Below are 17,055 nucleotides of genomic sequence, written 5' to 3' on the forward strand. Positions count from 1 at the left end.
GGTAAACTGAAAACTGGGACTGAAAACTTTTAAAAAATTAGTCTCTTTTAGGAGCGTTCTTCTTATCTCTTTTTTCTTCTTTCTTTTCTTTAGCCGTTTTTAAAGGCTCTTTTTTCGCCGTTTTCTTTGCGTCTTGACTTTTTGCCATGATATGGGTATTTAGGTTTTGTTTTTAATTCTTGAAGTAGGTAAATGTATATAATATTTTTGATTTGTGTTAAATATTATTTCAAAAAATCCCCATCGATGATTAATAATTCGACACCATTAGCGGCTATAGACCGATGCGAACTTTCATTGTCTGAGACGATATAAGTCATTCCTTTAGAAAGCTGGACTTGTTCTCCGGATTCTAATTCACTGATAAATTCTCCTTCAAGACAATGAACAATATGTCCTTTTTGACACCAGTGATTTGCTACATACCCTTTGGAATAGGTTACTTTGCGAATTCTAAGTCCGCCTAATTGTTTTGTTTGCCAATGCGCAATTCCTGTTGTACCGATATGTTCGATTTTTTCTATTGAATCCCAATCAATAGTTTGAAAAGGTATAGTAGACATACATTTTACTTTTTAAATTGTTGAAATTTTGATTTAAATGGTATCACTCCAAAATAAAATTCCCCAATTTCTTTTAGAATTGAGGAATGGTTTAATTTTTTATAAAAGTGTAAACTTTGATTCAATAGTAATGTTTATTTTTTCTTTAAAACTTTATATTCTTCATAACAGCCACTAATGGCGTCCATAATCTGTAAGTCGTTAGCTGTTTTTATAAAGGATTCCGAGTAGTTGCAACGCTGTAAAATTTCAGGGATTTCATTTTTATCAATACCTAAAAGTACGGCTATAGTTTCTCTGTCAAATTTTGATTCCAGAAGATTACGCACGGTATCATCTTTCTTCATTTCTTTGAGTTTTTTGAGCTCTTTTGGATTGTTACCAAAGAAATTATACAACATATCGGCTGGATTAAAGATAGACCCAAGAACTTTTCCAAACGCATTTGGAGAATATTCGCCAGCTTCATATCCTTGAGTCAATCCGGAAATACTATAACGATAGTTTTCTCTTACAGGAATGATTTTAGTGTCAACTTCTAGATATCCGGTCAGATTAAAAGGGCGGATGACCACTTCTTCTAGCGCAATGGCTTTTTCAGTAAGTTGTATTTTGGTGCTTTTATTTTTGATCCAGTCATTGGTGACGCGTACGCGAAGCGATTGGAATCCCAAACTGGTAATATGTAAGGTATCGTTCAGTTGAACATCTATTTCAAAATATCCTCCCGAATCAGTGGTTGCACCTCTAACTTTATTGACATTAATGATATTTACACTTGATAATGGTTGTCTGGTAGTATTACTGATGATGATACCATTAACTTTTTGGGAGGGCTCTTTAACTTGCGCAAAAGCAGTTGCCGATAGTACTAAAAAAAAGAAAACTACAAAATATTTCATATACTGATTTAAGACTTTAAAAGTAATAAAACAGGATTAAATATTTTGTAGTTCCAGTATAATTATAAGAAAATTAACAATACTTGTTAGTCTCTTCTCGGTCTTCTTGGTCTTGGTGAATCACCAAAGCTTTCAGAACGTCTCGGTGCTCTGTCAGATGAACCTTCAGTTCTAGGTCTGTCAGATGAAAAACCACCTTCTCTTCTTGGAGCATCACTTCTTCCGCCAAATCCACCTTCTCTAGGAGCTGAACTTCTGTCGCTTCTAAATCCGCCTGAACCTTCTCTTCTCGGAGCAAAACTTCCTTCTCTTCTTGGGGCTGAACTTCTTCCGCCACCAAAACTTCCGCCAGAACTTCTTCCATTGTGATCACGTCTTCCGCCACCATCATTTTTAGAAATTTCAACATTGATTCTACGTCCTTCTAATTGTACGTTATTCAATACTTCCATCACTTTGTCAGTATGTTCCGGATCTGTGTTAAAGAAAGAGAAACCTTCTTTTACGTCTACTTTGAAAACATCATCACGACCTAAGTCTAATGTTTCTTTCAAGTAATCTTTCAATGACATCCAATCAAAGTTATCTCTAGAACCTATATTCACGAAATATCTTGTCGCACCACCATTGTTGTTTTCTCTTGGAGCACCATCTCTGTCATCACGCTCACGTCTTTCAGAACCTGAAGCTTGATTAGAAATATCTCTGTTTTTCTTATAGTAATTGATAAAACGATTAAATTCAACCGATACCATTTTCTTGATTAATTCCTCTTTTGATAAATCTTCAAGAACGCTGTTAATTGCAGGAAGGTAAGTGTCAATTTCGTGATCAACTTCCGTGTCTTTAATTTTATTAGCTAAGTGTAGCAATTGGATTTCACAGATCTCAATTCCGGAAGGAATTGTTTTTTCTTCAAATTTTTGTTTGATGATTCTTTCGATTGAAGAAATCTTACGCAATTCACTTTTAGTAACAATTACAATAGAAGTACCTAATTTTCCAGCACGACCAGTACGACCTGAACGGTGATTGTATGTTTCGATTTCGTCAGGTAATTGATAATTTACTACGTGAGTAATATTGTCAACGTCAATTCCACGTGCAGCTACGTCAGTTGCTACAAGCATTTGGATTTGTCTTCCTCTAAAAGATTTCATTACACCATCACGTTGCGCTTGAGATAAATCTCCGTGCAATGCAGCAGCGCTGTATCCATCTTCAACCAATTTTTCAGCAACAGCTTGTGTGTCTCTTTTGGTACGACAAAAAACTACTGAGAAAATGTCTGGATTAGAATCGGCTAAACGTTTCAAAGCTTCATAACGGTCACGAGCATTAACAAGGTAAAATTCGTGTGAAACTGTAGCTGAACCTGAGTTTTTAGCTCCAACTGTAATTTCAATTGGATCTTTCATGAATTGTTTTCCAATACGTGCTACTTCAGCAGGCATTGTTGCAGAGAATAACCATGTGTTTTTTTCGTCTGGCGTAGTCGAAAGGATGTTTACGATATCTTCGTAGAAACCCATATTCAACATTTCGTCAGCTTCGTCAAGAATACAATAGTTGATTTGAGAGATGTTTACCAATCCTCTATTGATCATGTCTTGCATTCTTCCTGGAGTTGCCACAATAATTTGTGCGCCTCTCTTTATGTCTCTCGCTTGTTCTGTAATGCTAGCTCCACCGTAAACTGCTACCACATTAATACCTTTTTCGTATTTAGAGTAGTTTTTAATTTCGTTGGTAATCTGCAAACAAAGTTCGCGTGTTGGAGATAAAATTAATGCTTGTGTATTTCTGTTGTTGGCATCAATTTTCTGAATAACTGGAAAACCAAAAGCTGCCGTTTTCCCTGTCCCTGTCTGAGCCAACGCAACCATATCTGTGTCTTTTTCCAATAATAGGGGAATCGCTTTCTCCTGTACTTCGGTCGGATTTTCAAATCCTAGATCTAAAATCGCCTTCAGTAACGATTCACTCAATCCTAATTGTTCAAATTTATTCATATGTATTTTTAAAATAGGGTGCAAAATTACTGTTTATAATTCATATAAACTAATGCTATTTTAAGATTTAATGATTTATTATAATTTGATTATCAGAAAGTTATATTTTTATTTGCAAATTTGAGGTTTCGATTTGGACAATTGAGTGTGAAATTATGACTTGAAATTTAATATTTTGTTGTAAAAATGTTGTATTCAATAGTTATTTAGTCTCTTTCAAGAAAGTGATCAATTGTTGTGTCGCTTTTCCTCTGTGACTGATTTTATTTTTTATGTCTAAAGATAATTGGGCGAATGTTTCAGGAAATCCTTCTGGCTGAAAAATAGGATCATAGCCAAAACCCTGATTTCCAATTTTTTCTAAAGTAATCTCACCTTTTGCAATTCCCGTAAAAAGGTGTTGTTTTCCGTTTAAATTTAGTGCAATAACCGTTTTAAATTGTGCCTTTCTATTATTTTTATCCAATAAGGCCACTAATAATTTATTCATATTATCATCTGCATTGCGTTGTTCGCCAGCATAGCGAGCGGAGAAAACACCTGGTTCGCCATTCAAAGCGTCCACTTCTAGTCCCGTATCATCAGCAAAGCAATCATATCCGAATTTTTCAGTAACATAATTTGCTTTTTGGATTGCATTGCCTTCAATAGTATCAGCAGTTTCTGGAATATCTTCAAAACAGCCGATGCTCTCTAAACTCACAATGGTTATAGTTTCGGGAAGCATGCTTTGTAATTCCTGGATTTTATTTTTATTATTAGAAGCGAAAACGAGTTGCATTTTTTTAGTTTTAATTTTCAAATATACATTTTCTATATCTTAAGGGTTCTTATGTAAACGTTTTTTATTTATTCGATTTTAAATTTGAGTTGTGTTCGTATGAGAAATACATTTCATAAAAACAGTTGTATTTTAAAGTGTTGAAAATCAAATTGTTAAACCAAAGTTAAACTGCTGTTTTGCATGTGTTTATGTATGTTTTATATCTATCTTTGAGTGTAGTTTTGATTGATCACTTGAATAATTCGCCAGTGTATGGTGATAATATTCAGATAGTCAATTGTACTGAACGGTAGAGTTGATAATGATAAATCGAAATTAACAATTGGAGGTCTTTAACAAGACCTCCTTTTTTTATGTCAATATCATATTAATTACTCTTATGATCCATAGTAACTGACCGGAATGAGTTGATTTATTGATTGTAATTTTTTTAATGTTTAAAATAAACAACTTAATTATTTGTTAAATGTCTGTATGTCAGTTGTTTGTTTTTAAAATAGTTCTATCTTTGGGTATGGTTTTGGTTTATTGTTGAATATATCCATCTGCAAGGACAAGAGTATTTAATAATTAGTGGTATCGAAAGATATAAACTGATGACAACAAACCAAAGTCCATATTAGGAGGCCCTTTAAAAAGGCCTCCTTTTTTTGTGATTTTATCTTAAAATATCAATTTCAATTTTTTGAAATTTTTCAAGGAAATTTACTGAAATTTATTTAAATGTAATAAATCAGTGGATAAGTTTTTTAATGTTTTAATTAATTTAAATACTTAAAAATCAATTAGTTAATTATTAGTTAAAGTTTTTATTTCAAGTTTGTTATAGATGTAATTAGTCTTATCTTTGAGTATGATTTTGCTTTGTTCTTGAATATAGCCATCTGCAAAGAGTAGCGTATTTGATAGTTAGTTGTATCGAAAGGTTCAAGCTGATAATAACAAACCAAAGTCTAAACTGGAGGTCTATAAAAAGACCTCCTTTTTTTATGCTTGTATACTAAAATCTTATATTTGGTTTGAATAGCTTTCTAATTCAATTTTCAGAAAATAGAGCTACTAGAATACTTCCTTTGAAAGTAATAATTATAACGAAATTTATAACCTATAAATGAATATGTTAATTTATTTGTAAATAGTTGATTTTCAATACATTTGATTGGTTAAAATTGTATCTTTGATTGTGGTTTTGATTAATTACTTGAGAATGTTAATTTCACAATGAGATTAATAACTCATAATTGACCATATCAGTAACGGTATGAGTTAGTATTGGTAAATCAGAATTACATTAGGAGGTCCTTTAAAAAGACCTCCTTTTTTGTTAATTTTAGTGTTTTCTAACACTTTTTAAATTATCAGGGAAATACAAATCTGATAAATGAGCAAATTCATCACCTCGCATAAATATATTAATATCAACTTCAGCAAAACTATTTTTACCTGCTGCTGCAAGAAGTTCGTTAGCCGAGTGTAAAGTGTTTTTATGAAAATGATAAACGCGTTCTGCTTTATCAGGTACAACTAATCCTTTCATCAGCATTTTGTCTTGTGTAGCAACTCCTGTAGGACATGTGTTATTATGACATCGCAATGCTTGAATACAACCCAAAGAAAACATAAATCCACGTGCGCTATTACAAATGTCAGCACCAAGTGCAACTGCTCTTAGAATGGAATAGCCAGATATAATTTTGCCACTGCAAATGATTCGGATTTTGTCTCTAATCCCAAAACGAACTAACGTTTTATTAACAAAAATAAGTGCTGGCTCAAATGGCATTCCTACCCCATCGGCAAATTCTAGTGGGGCAGCGCCTGTTCCTCCTTCAGCACCATCAACGGTGATGAAATCAGGGAAGCAGTTTTGAGTAATCATTTCTTGGCAAATCATTTCAAATTCTCGGGTATCTCCAATGCATAATTTAAAACCAATTGGTTTTCCGTTAGACAACTCACGTAATTTTGCTATGAAATCAATTAAACCTTTAATGTCTTGAAAAGCCGAATGGCTTGGTGGCGAAAGGATTGTTGTATGAGGTAAAACACCTCTTATTTTAGCAATTTGCACCGTATTTTTTGCTGCAGGAAGAACACCTCCATGACCTGGTTTTGCGCCCTGTGATAATTTGATTTCTATCATTTTTACTTCTGGTAAATTTGCTTTTTCAGTAAATCTTCCTCCATCAAAACCACCTCTGTCATCGCGGCAACCAAAATATCCGGTTCCTATTTGCCAACATATATCGCCTCCTTGTTGATGGAATTGGGTTAACCCTCCTTCGCCGGTATTGTGATAGAATTTTCCTTGTTGTGCTCCTTTGTTGAGTGCCACGATAGCATTTTCGCTCAAGGAACCAAAACTCATTGCAGAAATATTTAGCAATGAAGCTGAGTATGGTTGTGTACAATCAGATCCACCAATTAAAACGCGAGGAAGCTCTTCATTGACTATTGCGGGGAAAATAGAATGTTTGATTCCTTCATAATGGGGTTGGTTTAAATTTAGTTGTGTTCCAAAAGGAGTACTGGAGTCAATGTTTTTAGCTCTTTGGTACACAAGGGAGCGTTCGTTTCTCGAAAATGGTTTTCCATCGGTGGAACGTTCTATAAAATATTGCTGAATCTCAGGAGCTATCATTTCGAATAAATATCTGAAATAACCCAAAACAGGAAAATTTCTCAAAATGGTATGTTTGTGTTGTGAAGCATTGGCAAAACCCACTACTAATAATGCAATCAATATCGCCATAAAAAGCAATCCTATATTGAAATAGTAATAAATGACAGCGGTAATAATAAGTGCGGATATTCCTAAAACGAAAAATTTTTGTCTCATTGTAAAGTTGTTTCAGCCCCTAAAATACTAAGAATATTAAATATTTTCGACTTTTAATTCTGTTATTTGATAGGAATTGTTTTATTTCACGAAAAAAATATAAAATTATCATGCGGTTGGAAAACTAAAATATTCTACCTAACGTATATATGTTGCTTAATCACAATTTATTAAACATGAGTCAAAAAAACTATAAACAGATTTGTGCTATTTTGAAATTATTATTTTTCATCTTGTTCTTTTCAAACACTTATTCGCAATATGTCTTTAATGGTGATACAATTCCTAAAGAAATTTCTTTGCATAATCACACCGCAATTGCAGATGTAGGGCAAAGAAGTTTAGACATTAACTATGTTATTGCCAATTACAATACCCTGAATTCCAAAAAACTCCTTACTGAAAATGATGATTTAGGATTTACTCAAAATAATTTTTGGTCAAAAACAGAAATAAAGAATCTAACAAATTCAAAACTGAATTATTATCTGGAAACGGCACGTCCAATAACAGATTTAGTAGAATTATTTATTGTTGATACCTCAGGAAAAATGACTACCAAGATTAGTGGAGATAATATGCCGTATTCCGAGCGTAGTTTTGATAATCGCAAGACTATTTTTAAAATCGAGATAGCCCCAAAATCCAGTTTGCAATTATTCTTGCATCTCAAGAGTGACGGTGAAGTAATAAAAATGCCATTAAAATTATATTCGTCTGAAAGTTTTATAAAATCAGTTTCACAAGAGCAATTAATTTTTGGGATTTTCTACGGAATTTTAGCAATAGTATCCATCATTTATTTCTTCTTTTATTTTGCTTTACGCGAAAAAACATTCCTGTATTATAGTTTGTATGTAATTTTTATCGGCTTAATGCAATTTTCTTTAGATGGCTATTTTTATGAGTTTGTAACGCCGCAAGGTGGTTGGTTTTCTTTACGGGCTGTATTATTTTTTGCTATGATTGCCGGTTTTTTACTGGGGAAATACAGCGAAGTTTTCTTGAATATAAAAAGATATAATAGGACTATTTACAATCTTTTTAATGTCGTTTATATGTTAGCTTTTGTATTAATAATTTTCATCCTTTTCGTTCCGTCAGCTTTACCCATAAGTTATCCACTGGCAAATGTATTAGGGTTGTTGATTCTGATTCTAATTATTACCTCGGTTATTTATTTGTATTATAAAAAAAAGAAAGTTGATTCGTTTTTTACCGTGGGTATCTTCTTTTTAATCATGGGTTTCGGAATATTTATTCTCAATAATTTTGGTCAAATACCCAATTCATTTTTAACGCAAAACAGTTCGAAATTAGGGACTGGATTAGAGGTTATTTTTCTTTCACTTTCGATGGCGAATTTGATTCGGAATTTAAAAAACGAGAAAAACGAACTCAATCGACTGGCTTTGATTCGCTCGGAGGAAATGAATGATTTAAAATCCTATTTCCTGTCGAATATCAGTCATGAATTACGAACGCCACTGAACGCTATTATGAATTTAATTGATTCTATTTCTAATGAAGTTCAGGATGATAAAATCAGAAAAAATTGCCAAATCATAAAGTACTCTTCTCATAGTTTATTAAGCTCTGTGAATGATATCTTAGACTTTTCTAAAATCGAGAAAGGAGAATTAAAACTTGAAAAGAACCAATTTGATCCTGTGCAGGTTTTGGAGAATTTAAAGAATAATGCCATCAATAGAGCCGAAGATAAAGGATTAGCATTTCAGTTTTCTAAGTCAGGTACTTTTCCTGATTTAGTAATCGGGGATGTTAATCGATTGGTTCAGGTTGTGAATAATGTATTGAATAATGCCATGAAATTTACAACTAAAGGATTTGTCAAATTTCATGTGGAGTGCCAGTTGAAAGAGGGAAATAAAGCCAGTTTGATTTTGACTGTTTCAGATTCTGGCGTTGGTATTCCAAAAGATAAAATGAAAAGTATTTTTGACTCTTTTTCTCAAAATAATATTGATAATAAGCGAAAATTTGGTGGACTTGGTTTAGGACTTTATATCGTGAAGACTTTGGTCGATATGCAAAACGGAACTATTGAAATGGACAGTAAAATCAACGAAGGGACGACTTGCATTATTACAATTGATTTTGATGTGTCAAGAGAGCAGAGAAAGGTTGAGACTCCTTCTAAAGTTGTCGTTTACGATTTGGGAGGGAAATCCATTTTAGTAGTCGAAGACAATCCCATCAACCAAATGGTGATAAAAATGATTACAAAGAAATGGCTGAATACAAAAGTTGTTTATGCCAATAATGGTCAGGAAGCATTGGATGCATTTAAAATAAATCAATTTGATATTGTATTAATGGATCTGCAAATGCCAATCATGGATGGTTATGAAGCAACAATTGCTATCAGAAATGGTGAAGCTGGTGTGCACAACAGTAATATTCCCATTATTGCAGTTACCGCCGATGTTATGGAAACTACAAAAGATCGTGTTCAGGAAATAAGAATGAATGATTATTTGTCTAAACCAATAAAGAAAGAAACTTTATATGAGGCGGTTAAAAAATTAGTTTAACTAAAACGCAATCGTACATAAACGTGTTTGATTCCTTTTTTATCGGAATCTCTTTCGTCGATTTCTAAAATATCAGTTAATGATTTTAGCATTGGTGTTAATTTAGAAAAGCCATAATTTCTTGGATCGAATTCCGGTTTTCTCTTTACGATTAGGTTTCCTACATCTCCAAGAAATGCCCAGCCATCATCATCACATATATCTTCTATGGAGGTTTCAATAAGTTCTATTGTATCTGAATCTATTTTATTTAATGATTTTTCAACGGGTTTCTCAATAGGTTTTCCAACAGGTTTTTTAGTGTCTGAAGTACGCTTTTTTGCTTTTTTCTTAATGGCGCCATCTAAAACTTCTATATAAATGAAACGGTCGCAGGCTACAATGAATGAATTTGGTGTTTTTTGTTCCCCAATTCCAATAACTTTCATTCCGGATTCTCTTAGTCTAATTGCTAAACGTGTAAAATCAGAATCACTGGAAACAATACAAAAACCATCTACTTTATCGGAATACAATAAATCCATAGCGTCGATAATCATTGCGGAATCCGAAGAATTTTTCCCAACCGTATAACTGTATTGTTGAATAGGTGTAATGGCGTGTTCCAGTAAAACACTTTTCCAGCCTCCGGCATTCGGTTTAGTCCAATCGGCGTAAATACGTTTGGTGGTGGGTGTACCAAATTTAGCAATTTCTTCCATCATTCCTTTTACATTGCTGTATGGAACATTGTCAGCGTCAATGAGAACGGCCAATTTTAATTCTTTTGTATCTTGTGACATTTTATTAATGTTGTAATTTTCGTATTTAAAGGTACAGATTATTCTTTTTAATTGTATTTTTTTTTATTTTTTTGAAGCCAAATCTTTAATCGAAACTTCATTGATACGTACATCCTTGATCACGGCTTCTCCATTTTTTACAGCAACGAGCGCGTAAGTTTCGTTCTTCTTTTTGATGGAGAATTCCTGATAGATTTTCTCTGCATTTGGTGCAATATTTTCATTCATATAAAATCGATCAAAAGGAAAATCAATTGCTATTTTGTTGTTATTCAACGCGAATCCAATTTTTAATTTTAGATACGATTCGTTATTTTTTGGTTTGGTTTTAGAGATGGAACTGATTTTGGCAAACCCTTTTTTATCCATATTAATGGTTGCAAAAATAGTTTCACCGCTACGCCATTTAGTGGCATTGTTTACTGTGATTTCCCTTTCTTTAAAGAATAATGTAATGTATTTCCCTCTAAAAGGATCGTATGGGTCAACGGGAACCGTCTGGAATTTGAATTCAGTTCCGGTTTTTATGATATCTTCCTGATTGAAGATCATTTGCAAAGGAACATATAATTGTGCTGTAACAATCAATATGAAAATTAGGAATGCGATTTTCTTATTTTTCATTTCGGTTTCTTTTTTTAAGCATGAAATAATTAGTCAAGAAAAATCCTAATCCTATTGTAATAAACAGGATTCCTCTAATGACAAAACTTAAATTAGTATCAAAAAAACGACACGTAATAAGAATAGTAATAAGGAGTAATCCAAAATTTAATATTCCGAGATGATTTAGTTTGATGCCGCGTTTGACTTCGAAGATGCCAATGAATAATACCAATATATTTGCTATTATCGAAAACTCATAGCCAGTAATAAAAGGAAGGATATTAGTTAAAAATGCCAATTCTAAAAGTGAAACTTCTTTAAAATTTGTTTTACTATTTTTCTTGTAAAATAGTATTGCAGCAAGGACTGTCAGTAGTAAAGCAATTATGAATTCTATCGATAGCAATGTTTCCGCTAATGAATCCGTTTTGTAAAAAGATTTATCCCAAAACCATTTAAAACTATACAGCAATAACAGATAAAGTATTCCTAATTTTCCAACGATGAGAAAGCTGTTATTCTTTAATTTCTGCTGGTCAAAGAATGTCGTTTTACCAATAAAATAAAAAATCGTGAACAAACTCATGTAACTCAAATACAGTAAATGTCCATTTTTATGAGCAATAGTACCGAGACAAATTACAATTGATATAGAAATAAACCAGTTGTGAAACAGTGTAAAGTTGCTTAATGCTTTGGTTTTTACCAGTTGATAATAATGTGGAGCGATTCCTAACAGCAACAACCAATATAAAAAAGAATGAGTACTTGGATAGGTAAAGTAATTAGCATTACAGCCATAATACGTAATTCCTGCAATATATAAAAGTGAAACTATAGAGGATTGAAGTACATAAACCAGAGGCAAACTCAATAGCATCCAAGTAATTATAAAAGAATCTAAATCTCCAGGAATGTTATACACTTGAGCAACTAATGAAATGCTTGCGCCAATGGCAAAGAATAAAAAAACGGATGCTGTTTCTCTCCAAACCGTACTTGCGGATTTTTTTAAAAGAGAATAGCCACAAAAAATCTGGCCAATTAGAAGTGGGAGAAAAGATAGTATTACTTTAGTGAGTCGAGAAAGAGTATCCCAATTGTGTGCAAAAACAAGAATAATTCCAAGTCCAACAAGTATTGCTCCCAAAATTCCAAAAACAGAGGAGAGTTTGTTTTGATTTTCCGCTTCTTTCTGATGGAAATAATCTCGGATTTTTTCAGCTGTTTCTGCAGTAACTACATTGGCATGGAGTAGTTCTTGCAGTTCGTTTTTTATTTTGTCAGACATAAACTATGTTTTCTACGATTCAAATATACAAAGTTTATCATTGGAATCATTTTTTTTAGCCCTGATCGAAGCGGTATCCTTTTGTGCCGTTTTTTTTCGGCATAAAAGATATAGTGTAGAGCAGGAAATAGCTCCTGATACTCATTATAATAAAGCCTGAAAAATAAATTTATTTTCAAGTCCTTTATAAAATTTAAATAATTATTTTTGCAACTTCTTAAAATTAAAATTATTACTTGATATATTATGGTAAAAGATTTATTCGAAAGGATTCAAAACAATAAAGGGCCATTAGGAAAATGGGCTTCGCAAGCAGAAGGTTATTTTGTTTTTCCTAAATTGGAAGGTGAGTTAGGTCCAAGAATGCAGTTTGGTGGAAAAGATATTTTGAACTGGAGTTTGAATGACTATTTAGGTCTTGCTAATCACCCCGAAGTTCGTAAAGCAGATACGGAAGCAGCTGCTCAATATGGCGCAGCTTACCCAATGGGAGCCCGTATGATGAGTGGGCATACTAAATATCACGAGCAATTAGAGAATGAATTGGCGGATTTTGTAATGAAAGAATCAGCTTATTTGTTGAATTTTGGTTACCAAGGGATGGTGTCTATCATTGACGCTTTAGTTACTAAAAATGATGTGATTGTATATGATGTAGATGCACATGCTTGTATTATTGACGGAGTTCGTCTGCACATGGGAAAACGTTTTACGTACCGTCATAACGATATTGAAAGCATGGAGAAAAACCTGCAACGTGCCACAAAATTAGCAGAAGAAAATGGTGGAGGTATTCTATTTATTACCGAAGGTGTTTTCGGAATGCGTGGACAACAAGGAAAATTGAAGGAAATTGTTGCCATGAAGGAAAAATATAATTTCCGTTTGTTGGTTGATGACGCGCATGGTTTTGGTACACTTGGGAAAACAGGAGCTGGAGCTGGAGAGGAGCAAGGCGTTCAGGATGATATTGATGTTTATTTTTCGACTTTTGCAAAATCGATGGCAAATATTGGTGCTTTTGTAGCTGCGGATAAAGACATTATTGATTATTTAAAATACAATTTGCGTTCACAAATGTTTGCTAAAGCATTGCCAATGATTCAAACTATTGGGTCGCTGAAACGATTGGAATTGTTGCGAAATTCATCAGAACTAAAAGATAAACTTTGGGTAAATGTTGATGCTTTACAAAGCGGATTGCGTTCCCGAAATTTCAATATTGGAGATACAAATACTTGTGTTACACCAGTTTATCTTGAAGGAAGTGTGCCCGAAGCAATGGTTATGGTAAATGATTTGAGAGAAAATTACGGAATTTTCTTGTCGATTGTGATTTACCCTGTTATTCCAAAAGGAATTATTTTATTAAGAATGATACCTACAGCTTCACATACTCTATCTGATATTGATGAAACGCTAGTTGCTTTTGAAGCAATTCGTGAAAAATTAGAAAATGGAACCTATAAAGAGATTGCAAACAGAACTAAGGTTGATTTGGACGCTTAGTCTGATTTAAGTTTATATGTAAAACCATCAGTGAAGACTGATGGTTTTTTTTTGAAATATATTCAGGGAATAAATGGTATATTTATAAAATTAAAATTTAAAATGGATGAAAAAAGTAATTTTATTAGGTCTTATTTTGATGAGTGTTTTTATTTCTTGTAAAAAAGAAAAAGAAGAAGTTCCCATCCCATTAGAAAAAATAGTGGTCAAAGAATCTGTATCCGAAGAATGTTACCGAGTAATCCTTAAAAAAGATACTATTTCATTGAGTTTGAATATAAAAAACGGTCAGTTTTCCTCTGGAAATTTAAGTTATGATTTTTATGAGAAAGATAAAAATATGGGGACAATTGTTGGAGAAATAAAAGGAGATACACTTTATGCGGATTATACTTTCACGTCCGAAGGTGTCTCATCAGTGCGAAAAGTAGCTTTCTTGAAAAAGGGAAATACGTATGTCGAAGGCTTTGGTGATGTAATTGATGACAATAAAGGGCAAGTGATTTTCAAGGATAAAAAACAATTAAAATTTGATGGAAATATAGTTTTGTCAAAAGTAGATTGTCAAAAGTAGATTGTCAAAAGTAGTTTTTGATTTTTCAGAACTATCGAGTGTTATAAAACTAAAAAATCCATCAGCATACGTTGATGGATTTTTTAGTTTTATTGTAATATGTAACTCAATTATAATTCTTTTTTAAAAGTGCACCTGCGTTTATGAACTATAGGATTAAAATGTTTCCATAAATTATGAATGGCTATATTGTCAGCTAATTCAGGGGTTCGGAAGCAATTGATTATGCCTTTTTCTTTAAAAGTTTCGTAATATTCTTTAAAAATGATTGCTGTAACTGCTTTATTTTGGTACTCAGGGAGAACACCAATAAGATAGAAAAGCACATCTTTGCTTTGTTTTTTTGCTTTGAGCAAATGCAGAAATCCAAACGGAAATAATTTTCCTTTTGATTTTTGTAACGCTTCTGAAAAGGAAGGCATTACAATGCTAAAAGCAACAATATTATGGTCTTTATCTTCTACAAACTTGATGAATTCAGGATTGATGAAACTGATATATTTTTTCTTGAAATATTCTTTTTGTGTGTCTGAAATAGCTACAAAAGAGGATAAAGAAGCATAAGACTCGTTGAATAAATCAAACATTTTGTCCACATGAGGCATTACTTCTTTAGTAGTTTTGAAATTAAGTGGACTTAATTGATATCTTCGTTTTACTAAATCATTTGCCTTTTCAAAAAATTCAGGCTTTACGTTTGCAAAAGGAAATTTACTTTCTATATATTCCTTCTCTTTCATGTAACCTAATTGCTCAAAATGAGTGGCGTAATATGGATTATTATACCAGGTAATCATGGTTCCCATTTCGTCGAAACCTTCGGTTAGAACACCTACTTTATCTAGATTTGAAAAGCCCATTGGACCTTCAACATATTCTAAATTGTTTTTTCGACCCAATTCATATACTTTTTCTAAAAGTGCTTTGGTAACTTCAATGTCGTCAATAACATCAAACCAGCCAAAACGGACTTTCATCTTTTTTTGGTCATTCACTTCGCTCCAATTGATGATTGCAGCGATTCTACCGACTATTTCAGTATTTTTTTTGGCAACGTAAAAATATGCTTCTGCAGTCTCAAAAGCAGGATTTTTAGTTTTGTCAAATCCTTCGAGTTCTTCGGCAATTAATGGCGGTACCCAATTTTTATTGTTTTTGTATAAAGAAAAAGGAAATTTGATGAAATCAGTTAGTTCACTTTTTGTTTTGGCTTCTTTTATAGTAATCATTGTGCTTTTTAAATTCTATGTTTATCCCTTTTTTACCTTTTTTGCTTTTTTCATCGCTTTACTTTTTGAATCTCCCTTGTCTATATTCATTCTCACTTCTTTATAATTACCGTCATATCGCCAAGAAAAACCTATTCCGCCATAGAGGATAGAGGGAGTGTCTTTAAAATTTGTGCTTACGGAAGCATCAAGTTGCATGTTTTTGTTTAATAAATAGGCAGCTCCACCTCTTAGAATTGAATCGCTATAATAATCACTTTTAAAGCCCTGATTCTCTATGAACCCAGACCATTTGTCATTAAAACCTCTTGTTAAAGTCAATACATAGCCATAACTTGGGAAATCAGTTCCAATATAATCGGCAATAATATTGGTTACAAAAACCCATTTTCCGTCGCCCAAATGATTTTGAGTAATCAACATGATTTTTGGAGAAATCTGACCTTCTGTCGAGAAATAATATGGATTGTCTGAAAAAGTAAGATTAGCACCTGCAAATACGGAGACAACAGGGATTAATTGGCGCCATCTGAAACCGTGATTGGCTTTCCAGCTATAAAGATTTATTTTTTTTTCGTAGTTTTTGAAAGGGTCATATAATAAATACTTTGCTCCTAAAACGGTTTGTTTTAATGCACCTTTTTTAGTTATCATAAAAGGAGCGGTGACTTCTTCATTTTGATATTGTAAGTCAGCAATTAATTCTAGTTTTTCACTAAATAATCCCCATCTTACCATAAAGTCAGCTCCAAATCCATTGGAATCATAATTCAATAAATCATGCTTTTGTTTTATACCATAAATTCCAGTTTCAACTTGTATGACAGATTTTCCTACTGAAAAAGCTGACATTGTTTCTCCCGGTCTATTTGAATTGATTACATCTGTATGCTGACCATAATGAAGACTTGGTATTGCGAAAAGGAGCACAATAAGTAAGGTTTTGAATTTGAACATAGTATTTATTTGAGTTAAAAAAGTAATAACGCTTTTCAAATGTACTATATTTTATTATTTATTTAAGAATGATATTTTAATTTTGAACGTTGGATTTATTATTTTTGAAAAAAATTACATATTTATGCAAACAGCTTCTTTTACTGGTTTTATAAAAGCAATATTCTATATGATTGCTTTCTACTATATTTTCAGATTTTTGGCAAAATTATTTTTGCCTTTACTGGTTAAAAAAGTAGTTGAAAAAGCGGGGCAAAATTTTCAGCAACAGCAGCAATATCAGCAACAAACTACTTGGAAGAAAACCCAGTCTAAGGATGAAATAATTTATAATATAGAGAATACCAAAAATCCGCGCGAAACCAAAAAAGTGGGGGATTATGTTGATTACGAAGAAATAGATTAAATTTGTCGTTATTAACAAGCTTTTTACTCTAATCCAAACTTTTTTA

At 32.6% G+C, this 17,055-nt stretch carries 14 protein-coding genes; 4 read left to right on the plus strand and 10 right to left on the minus strand.

The window, feature by feature from the left end:
- Positions 1-224 precede the first annotated feature (224 nt).
- The 5 genes from BMX64_RS11275 to BMX64_RS11295 form a co-directional block, all read right to left on the minus strand.
- Complete coding sequence (locus BMX64_RS11275; protein ID WP_091171900.1) at positions 225-563, minus strand: DHCW motif cupin fold protein; 339 nt, start codon at positions 561-563, stop codon at positions 225-227.
- 134 nt (positions 564-697) lie between these two features.
- Positions 698-1,465: a carboxypeptidase-like regulatory domain-containing protein gene (locus BMX64_RS11280; protein ID WP_091171902.1), complete on the minus strand. Its 768-nt coding sequence runs from the start codon at positions 1,463-1,465 to the stop codon at positions 698-700.
- An 86-nt stretch (positions 1,466-1,551) separates the two neighbouring features.
- Positions 1,552-3,477, minus strand: coding sequence for a DEAD/DEAH box helicase (locus BMX64_RS11285; protein ID WP_091171903.1), 1,926 nt, complete (start codon positions 3,475-3,477; stop codon positions 1,552-1,554).
- Positions 3,478-3,679: 202 nt separating this feature from the next.
- Positions 3,680-4,258, minus strand: a complete 579-nt coding sequence (locus tag BMX64_RS11290; RefSeq protein WP_091171904.1) for a non-canonical purine NTP diphosphatase — start codon at positions 4,256-4,258, stop codon at positions 3,680-3,682.
- A gap of 1,333 nt (positions 4,259-5,591) precedes the next feature.
- On the minus strand, positions 5,592-7,100 hold the full coding sequence (locus BMX64_RS11295; protein ID WP_091171906.1) for an FMN-binding glutamate synthase family protein: 1,509 nt from the start codon (positions 7,098-7,100) through the stop codon (positions 5,592-5,594).
- Positions 7,101-7,276: 176 nt separating this feature from the next.
- On the opposite strand from BMX64_RS11295, the gene BMX64_RS11300 reads away from it, so the two are divergent.
- Entirely contained in the window at positions 7,277-9,655 is a 2,379-nt protein-coding gene (locus BMX64_RS11300; protein ID WP_091172195.1) for a hybrid sensor histidine kinase/response regulator, read from the plus strand.
- Here the strand turns inward: BMX64_RS11300 and BMX64_RS11305 are convergent.
- From BMX64_RS11305 to BMX64_RS11315, 3 genes are all read right to left on the minus strand, one after another.
- Positions 9,652-10,437, minus strand: coding sequence for an NYN domain-containing protein (locus BMX64_RS11305; protein ID WP_091171908.1), 786 nt, complete (start codon positions 10,435-10,437; stop codon positions 9,652-9,654). The two genes, BMX64_RS11300 and BMX64_RS11305, sit on opposite strands and share 4 nt — an antisense overlap.
- Before the next feature lie 63 nt (positions 10,438-10,500).
- Complete coding sequence (locus BMX64_RS11310) at positions 10,501-11,061, minus strand: GDYXXLXY domain-containing protein (protein ID WP_091171911.1); 561 nt, start codon at positions 11,059-11,061, stop codon at positions 10,501-10,503.
- The gene (locus BMX64_RS11315) at positions 11,051-12,334 is read right to left on the minus strand and encodes a DUF2157 domain-containing protein (protein ID WP_091171913.1); all 1,284 of its coding nucleotides are present in this window, start codon (positions 12,332-12,334) and stop codon (positions 11,051-11,053) included. Before BMX64_RS11315 ends, BMX64_RS11310 begins: the two co-directional genes overlap by 11 nt.
- A 246-nt stretch (positions 12,335-12,580) precedes the next feature.
- Between BMX64_RS11315 and BMX64_RS11320 the strand changes: the two genes are divergently transcribed.
- Both BMX64_RS11320 and BMX64_RS11325 read left to right on the plus strand, forming a co-directional pair.
- Entirely contained in the window at positions 12,581-13,843 is a 1,263-nt protein-coding gene (locus BMX64_RS11320) for a cysteate-C-fatty acyltransferase (RefSeq protein ID WP_091171915.1), read from the plus strand.
- A gap of 106 nt (positions 13,844-13,949) precedes the next feature.
- The gene (locus BMX64_RS11325; RefSeq protein ID WP_091171917.1) at positions 13,950-14,417 is read left to right on the plus strand and encodes a hypothetical protein; all 468 of its coding nucleotides are present in this window, start codon (positions 13,950-13,952) and stop codon (positions 14,415-14,417) included.
- 110 nt (positions 14,418-14,527) lie between these two features.
- Here the strand turns inward: BMX64_RS11325 and BMX64_RS11330 are convergent, their stop codons facing one another.
- Both BMX64_RS11330 and BMX64_RS11335 read right to left on the minus strand, forming a co-directional pair.
- On the minus strand, positions 14,528-15,646 hold the full coding sequence (locus tag BMX64_RS11330) for a GTP cyclohydrolase (RefSeq protein WP_091171919.1): 1,119 nt from the start codon (positions 15,644-15,646) through the stop codon (positions 14,528-14,530).
- A gap of 21 nt (positions 15,647-15,667) precedes the next feature.
- The gene (locus tag BMX64_RS11335; protein ID WP_091171921.1) at positions 15,668-16,603 is read right to left on the minus strand and encodes a transporter; all 936 of its coding nucleotides are present in this window, start codon (positions 16,601-16,603) and stop codon (positions 15,668-15,670) included.
- Positions 16,604-16,727: 124 nt separating this feature from the next.
- Between BMX64_RS11335 and BMX64_RS11340 the strand changes: the two genes are divergently transcribed.
- Positions 16,728-17,009: a DUF4834 family protein gene (locus BMX64_RS11340; RefSeq protein WP_091171923.1), complete on the plus strand. Its 282-nt coding sequence runs from the start codon at positions 16,728-16,730 to the stop codon at positions 17,007-17,009.
- Positions 17,010-17,055: the final 46 nt, after the last annotated feature.

It is taken from the genome of Flavobacterium sinopsychrotolerans (assembly GCF_900110375.1).
GTDB classification, from domain to species: domain Bacteria; phylum Bacteroidota; class Bacteroidia; order Flavobacteriales; family Flavobacteriaceae; genus Flavobacterium; species Flavobacterium sinopsychrotolerans.

Coding starts and splice junctions, on each gene's coding strand:
- BMX64_RS11275 (WP_091171900.1), bottom strand. CDS start 563: ATGTCTACTATACCTTTTCAAACTATTGATTGGGATTCAATAGAAAAA.
- BMX64_RS11280 (WP_091171902.1), bottom strand. CDS start 1,465: ATGAAATATTTTGTAGTTTTCTTTTTTTTAGTACTATCGGCAACTGCT.
- BMX64_RS11285 (WP_091171903.1), bottom strand. CDS start 3,477: ATGAATAAATTTGAACAATTAGGATTGAGTGAATCGTTACTGAAGGCG.
- BMX64_RS11290 (WP_091171904.1), bottom strand. CDS start 4,258: ATGCAACTCGTTTTCGCTTCTAATAATAAAAATAAAATCCAGGAATTA.
- BMX64_RS11295 (WP_091171906.1), bottom strand. CDS start 7,100: ATGAGACAAAAATTTTTCGTTTTAGGAATATCCGCACTTATTATTACC.
- BMX64_RS11300 (WP_091172195.1), top strand. CDS start 7,277: ATGAGTCAAAAAAACTATAAACAGATTTGTGCTATTTTGAAATTATTA.
- BMX64_RS11305 (WP_091171908.1), bottom strand. CDS start 10,437: ATGTCACAAGATACAAAAGAATTAAAATTGGCCGTTCTCATTGACGCT.
- BMX64_RS11310 (WP_091171911.1), bottom strand. CDS start 11,061: ATGAAAAATAAGAAAATCGCATTCCTAATTTTCATATTGATTGTTACA.
- BMX64_RS11315 (WP_091171913.1), bottom strand. CDS start 12,334: ATGTCTGACAAAATAAAAAACGAACTGCAAGAACTACTCCATGCCAAT.
- BMX64_RS11320 (WP_091171915.1), top strand. CDS start 12,581: ATGGTAAAAGATTTATTCGAAAGGATTCAAAACAATAAAGGGCCATTA.
- BMX64_RS11325 (WP_091171917.1), top strand. CDS start 13,950: ATGAAAAAAGTAATTTTATTAGGTCTTATTTTGATGAGTGTTTTTATT.
- BMX64_RS11330 (WP_091171919.1), bottom strand. CDS start 15,646: ATGATTACTATAAAAGAAGCCAAAACAAAAAGTGAACTAACTGATTTC.
- BMX64_RS11335 (WP_091171921.1), bottom strand. CDS start 16,603: ATGTTCAAATTCAAAACCTTACTTATTGTGCTCCTTTTCGCAATACCA.
- BMX64_RS11340 (WP_091171923.1), top strand. CDS start 16,728: ATGCAAACAGCTTCTTTTACTGGTTTTATAAAAGCAATATTCTATATG.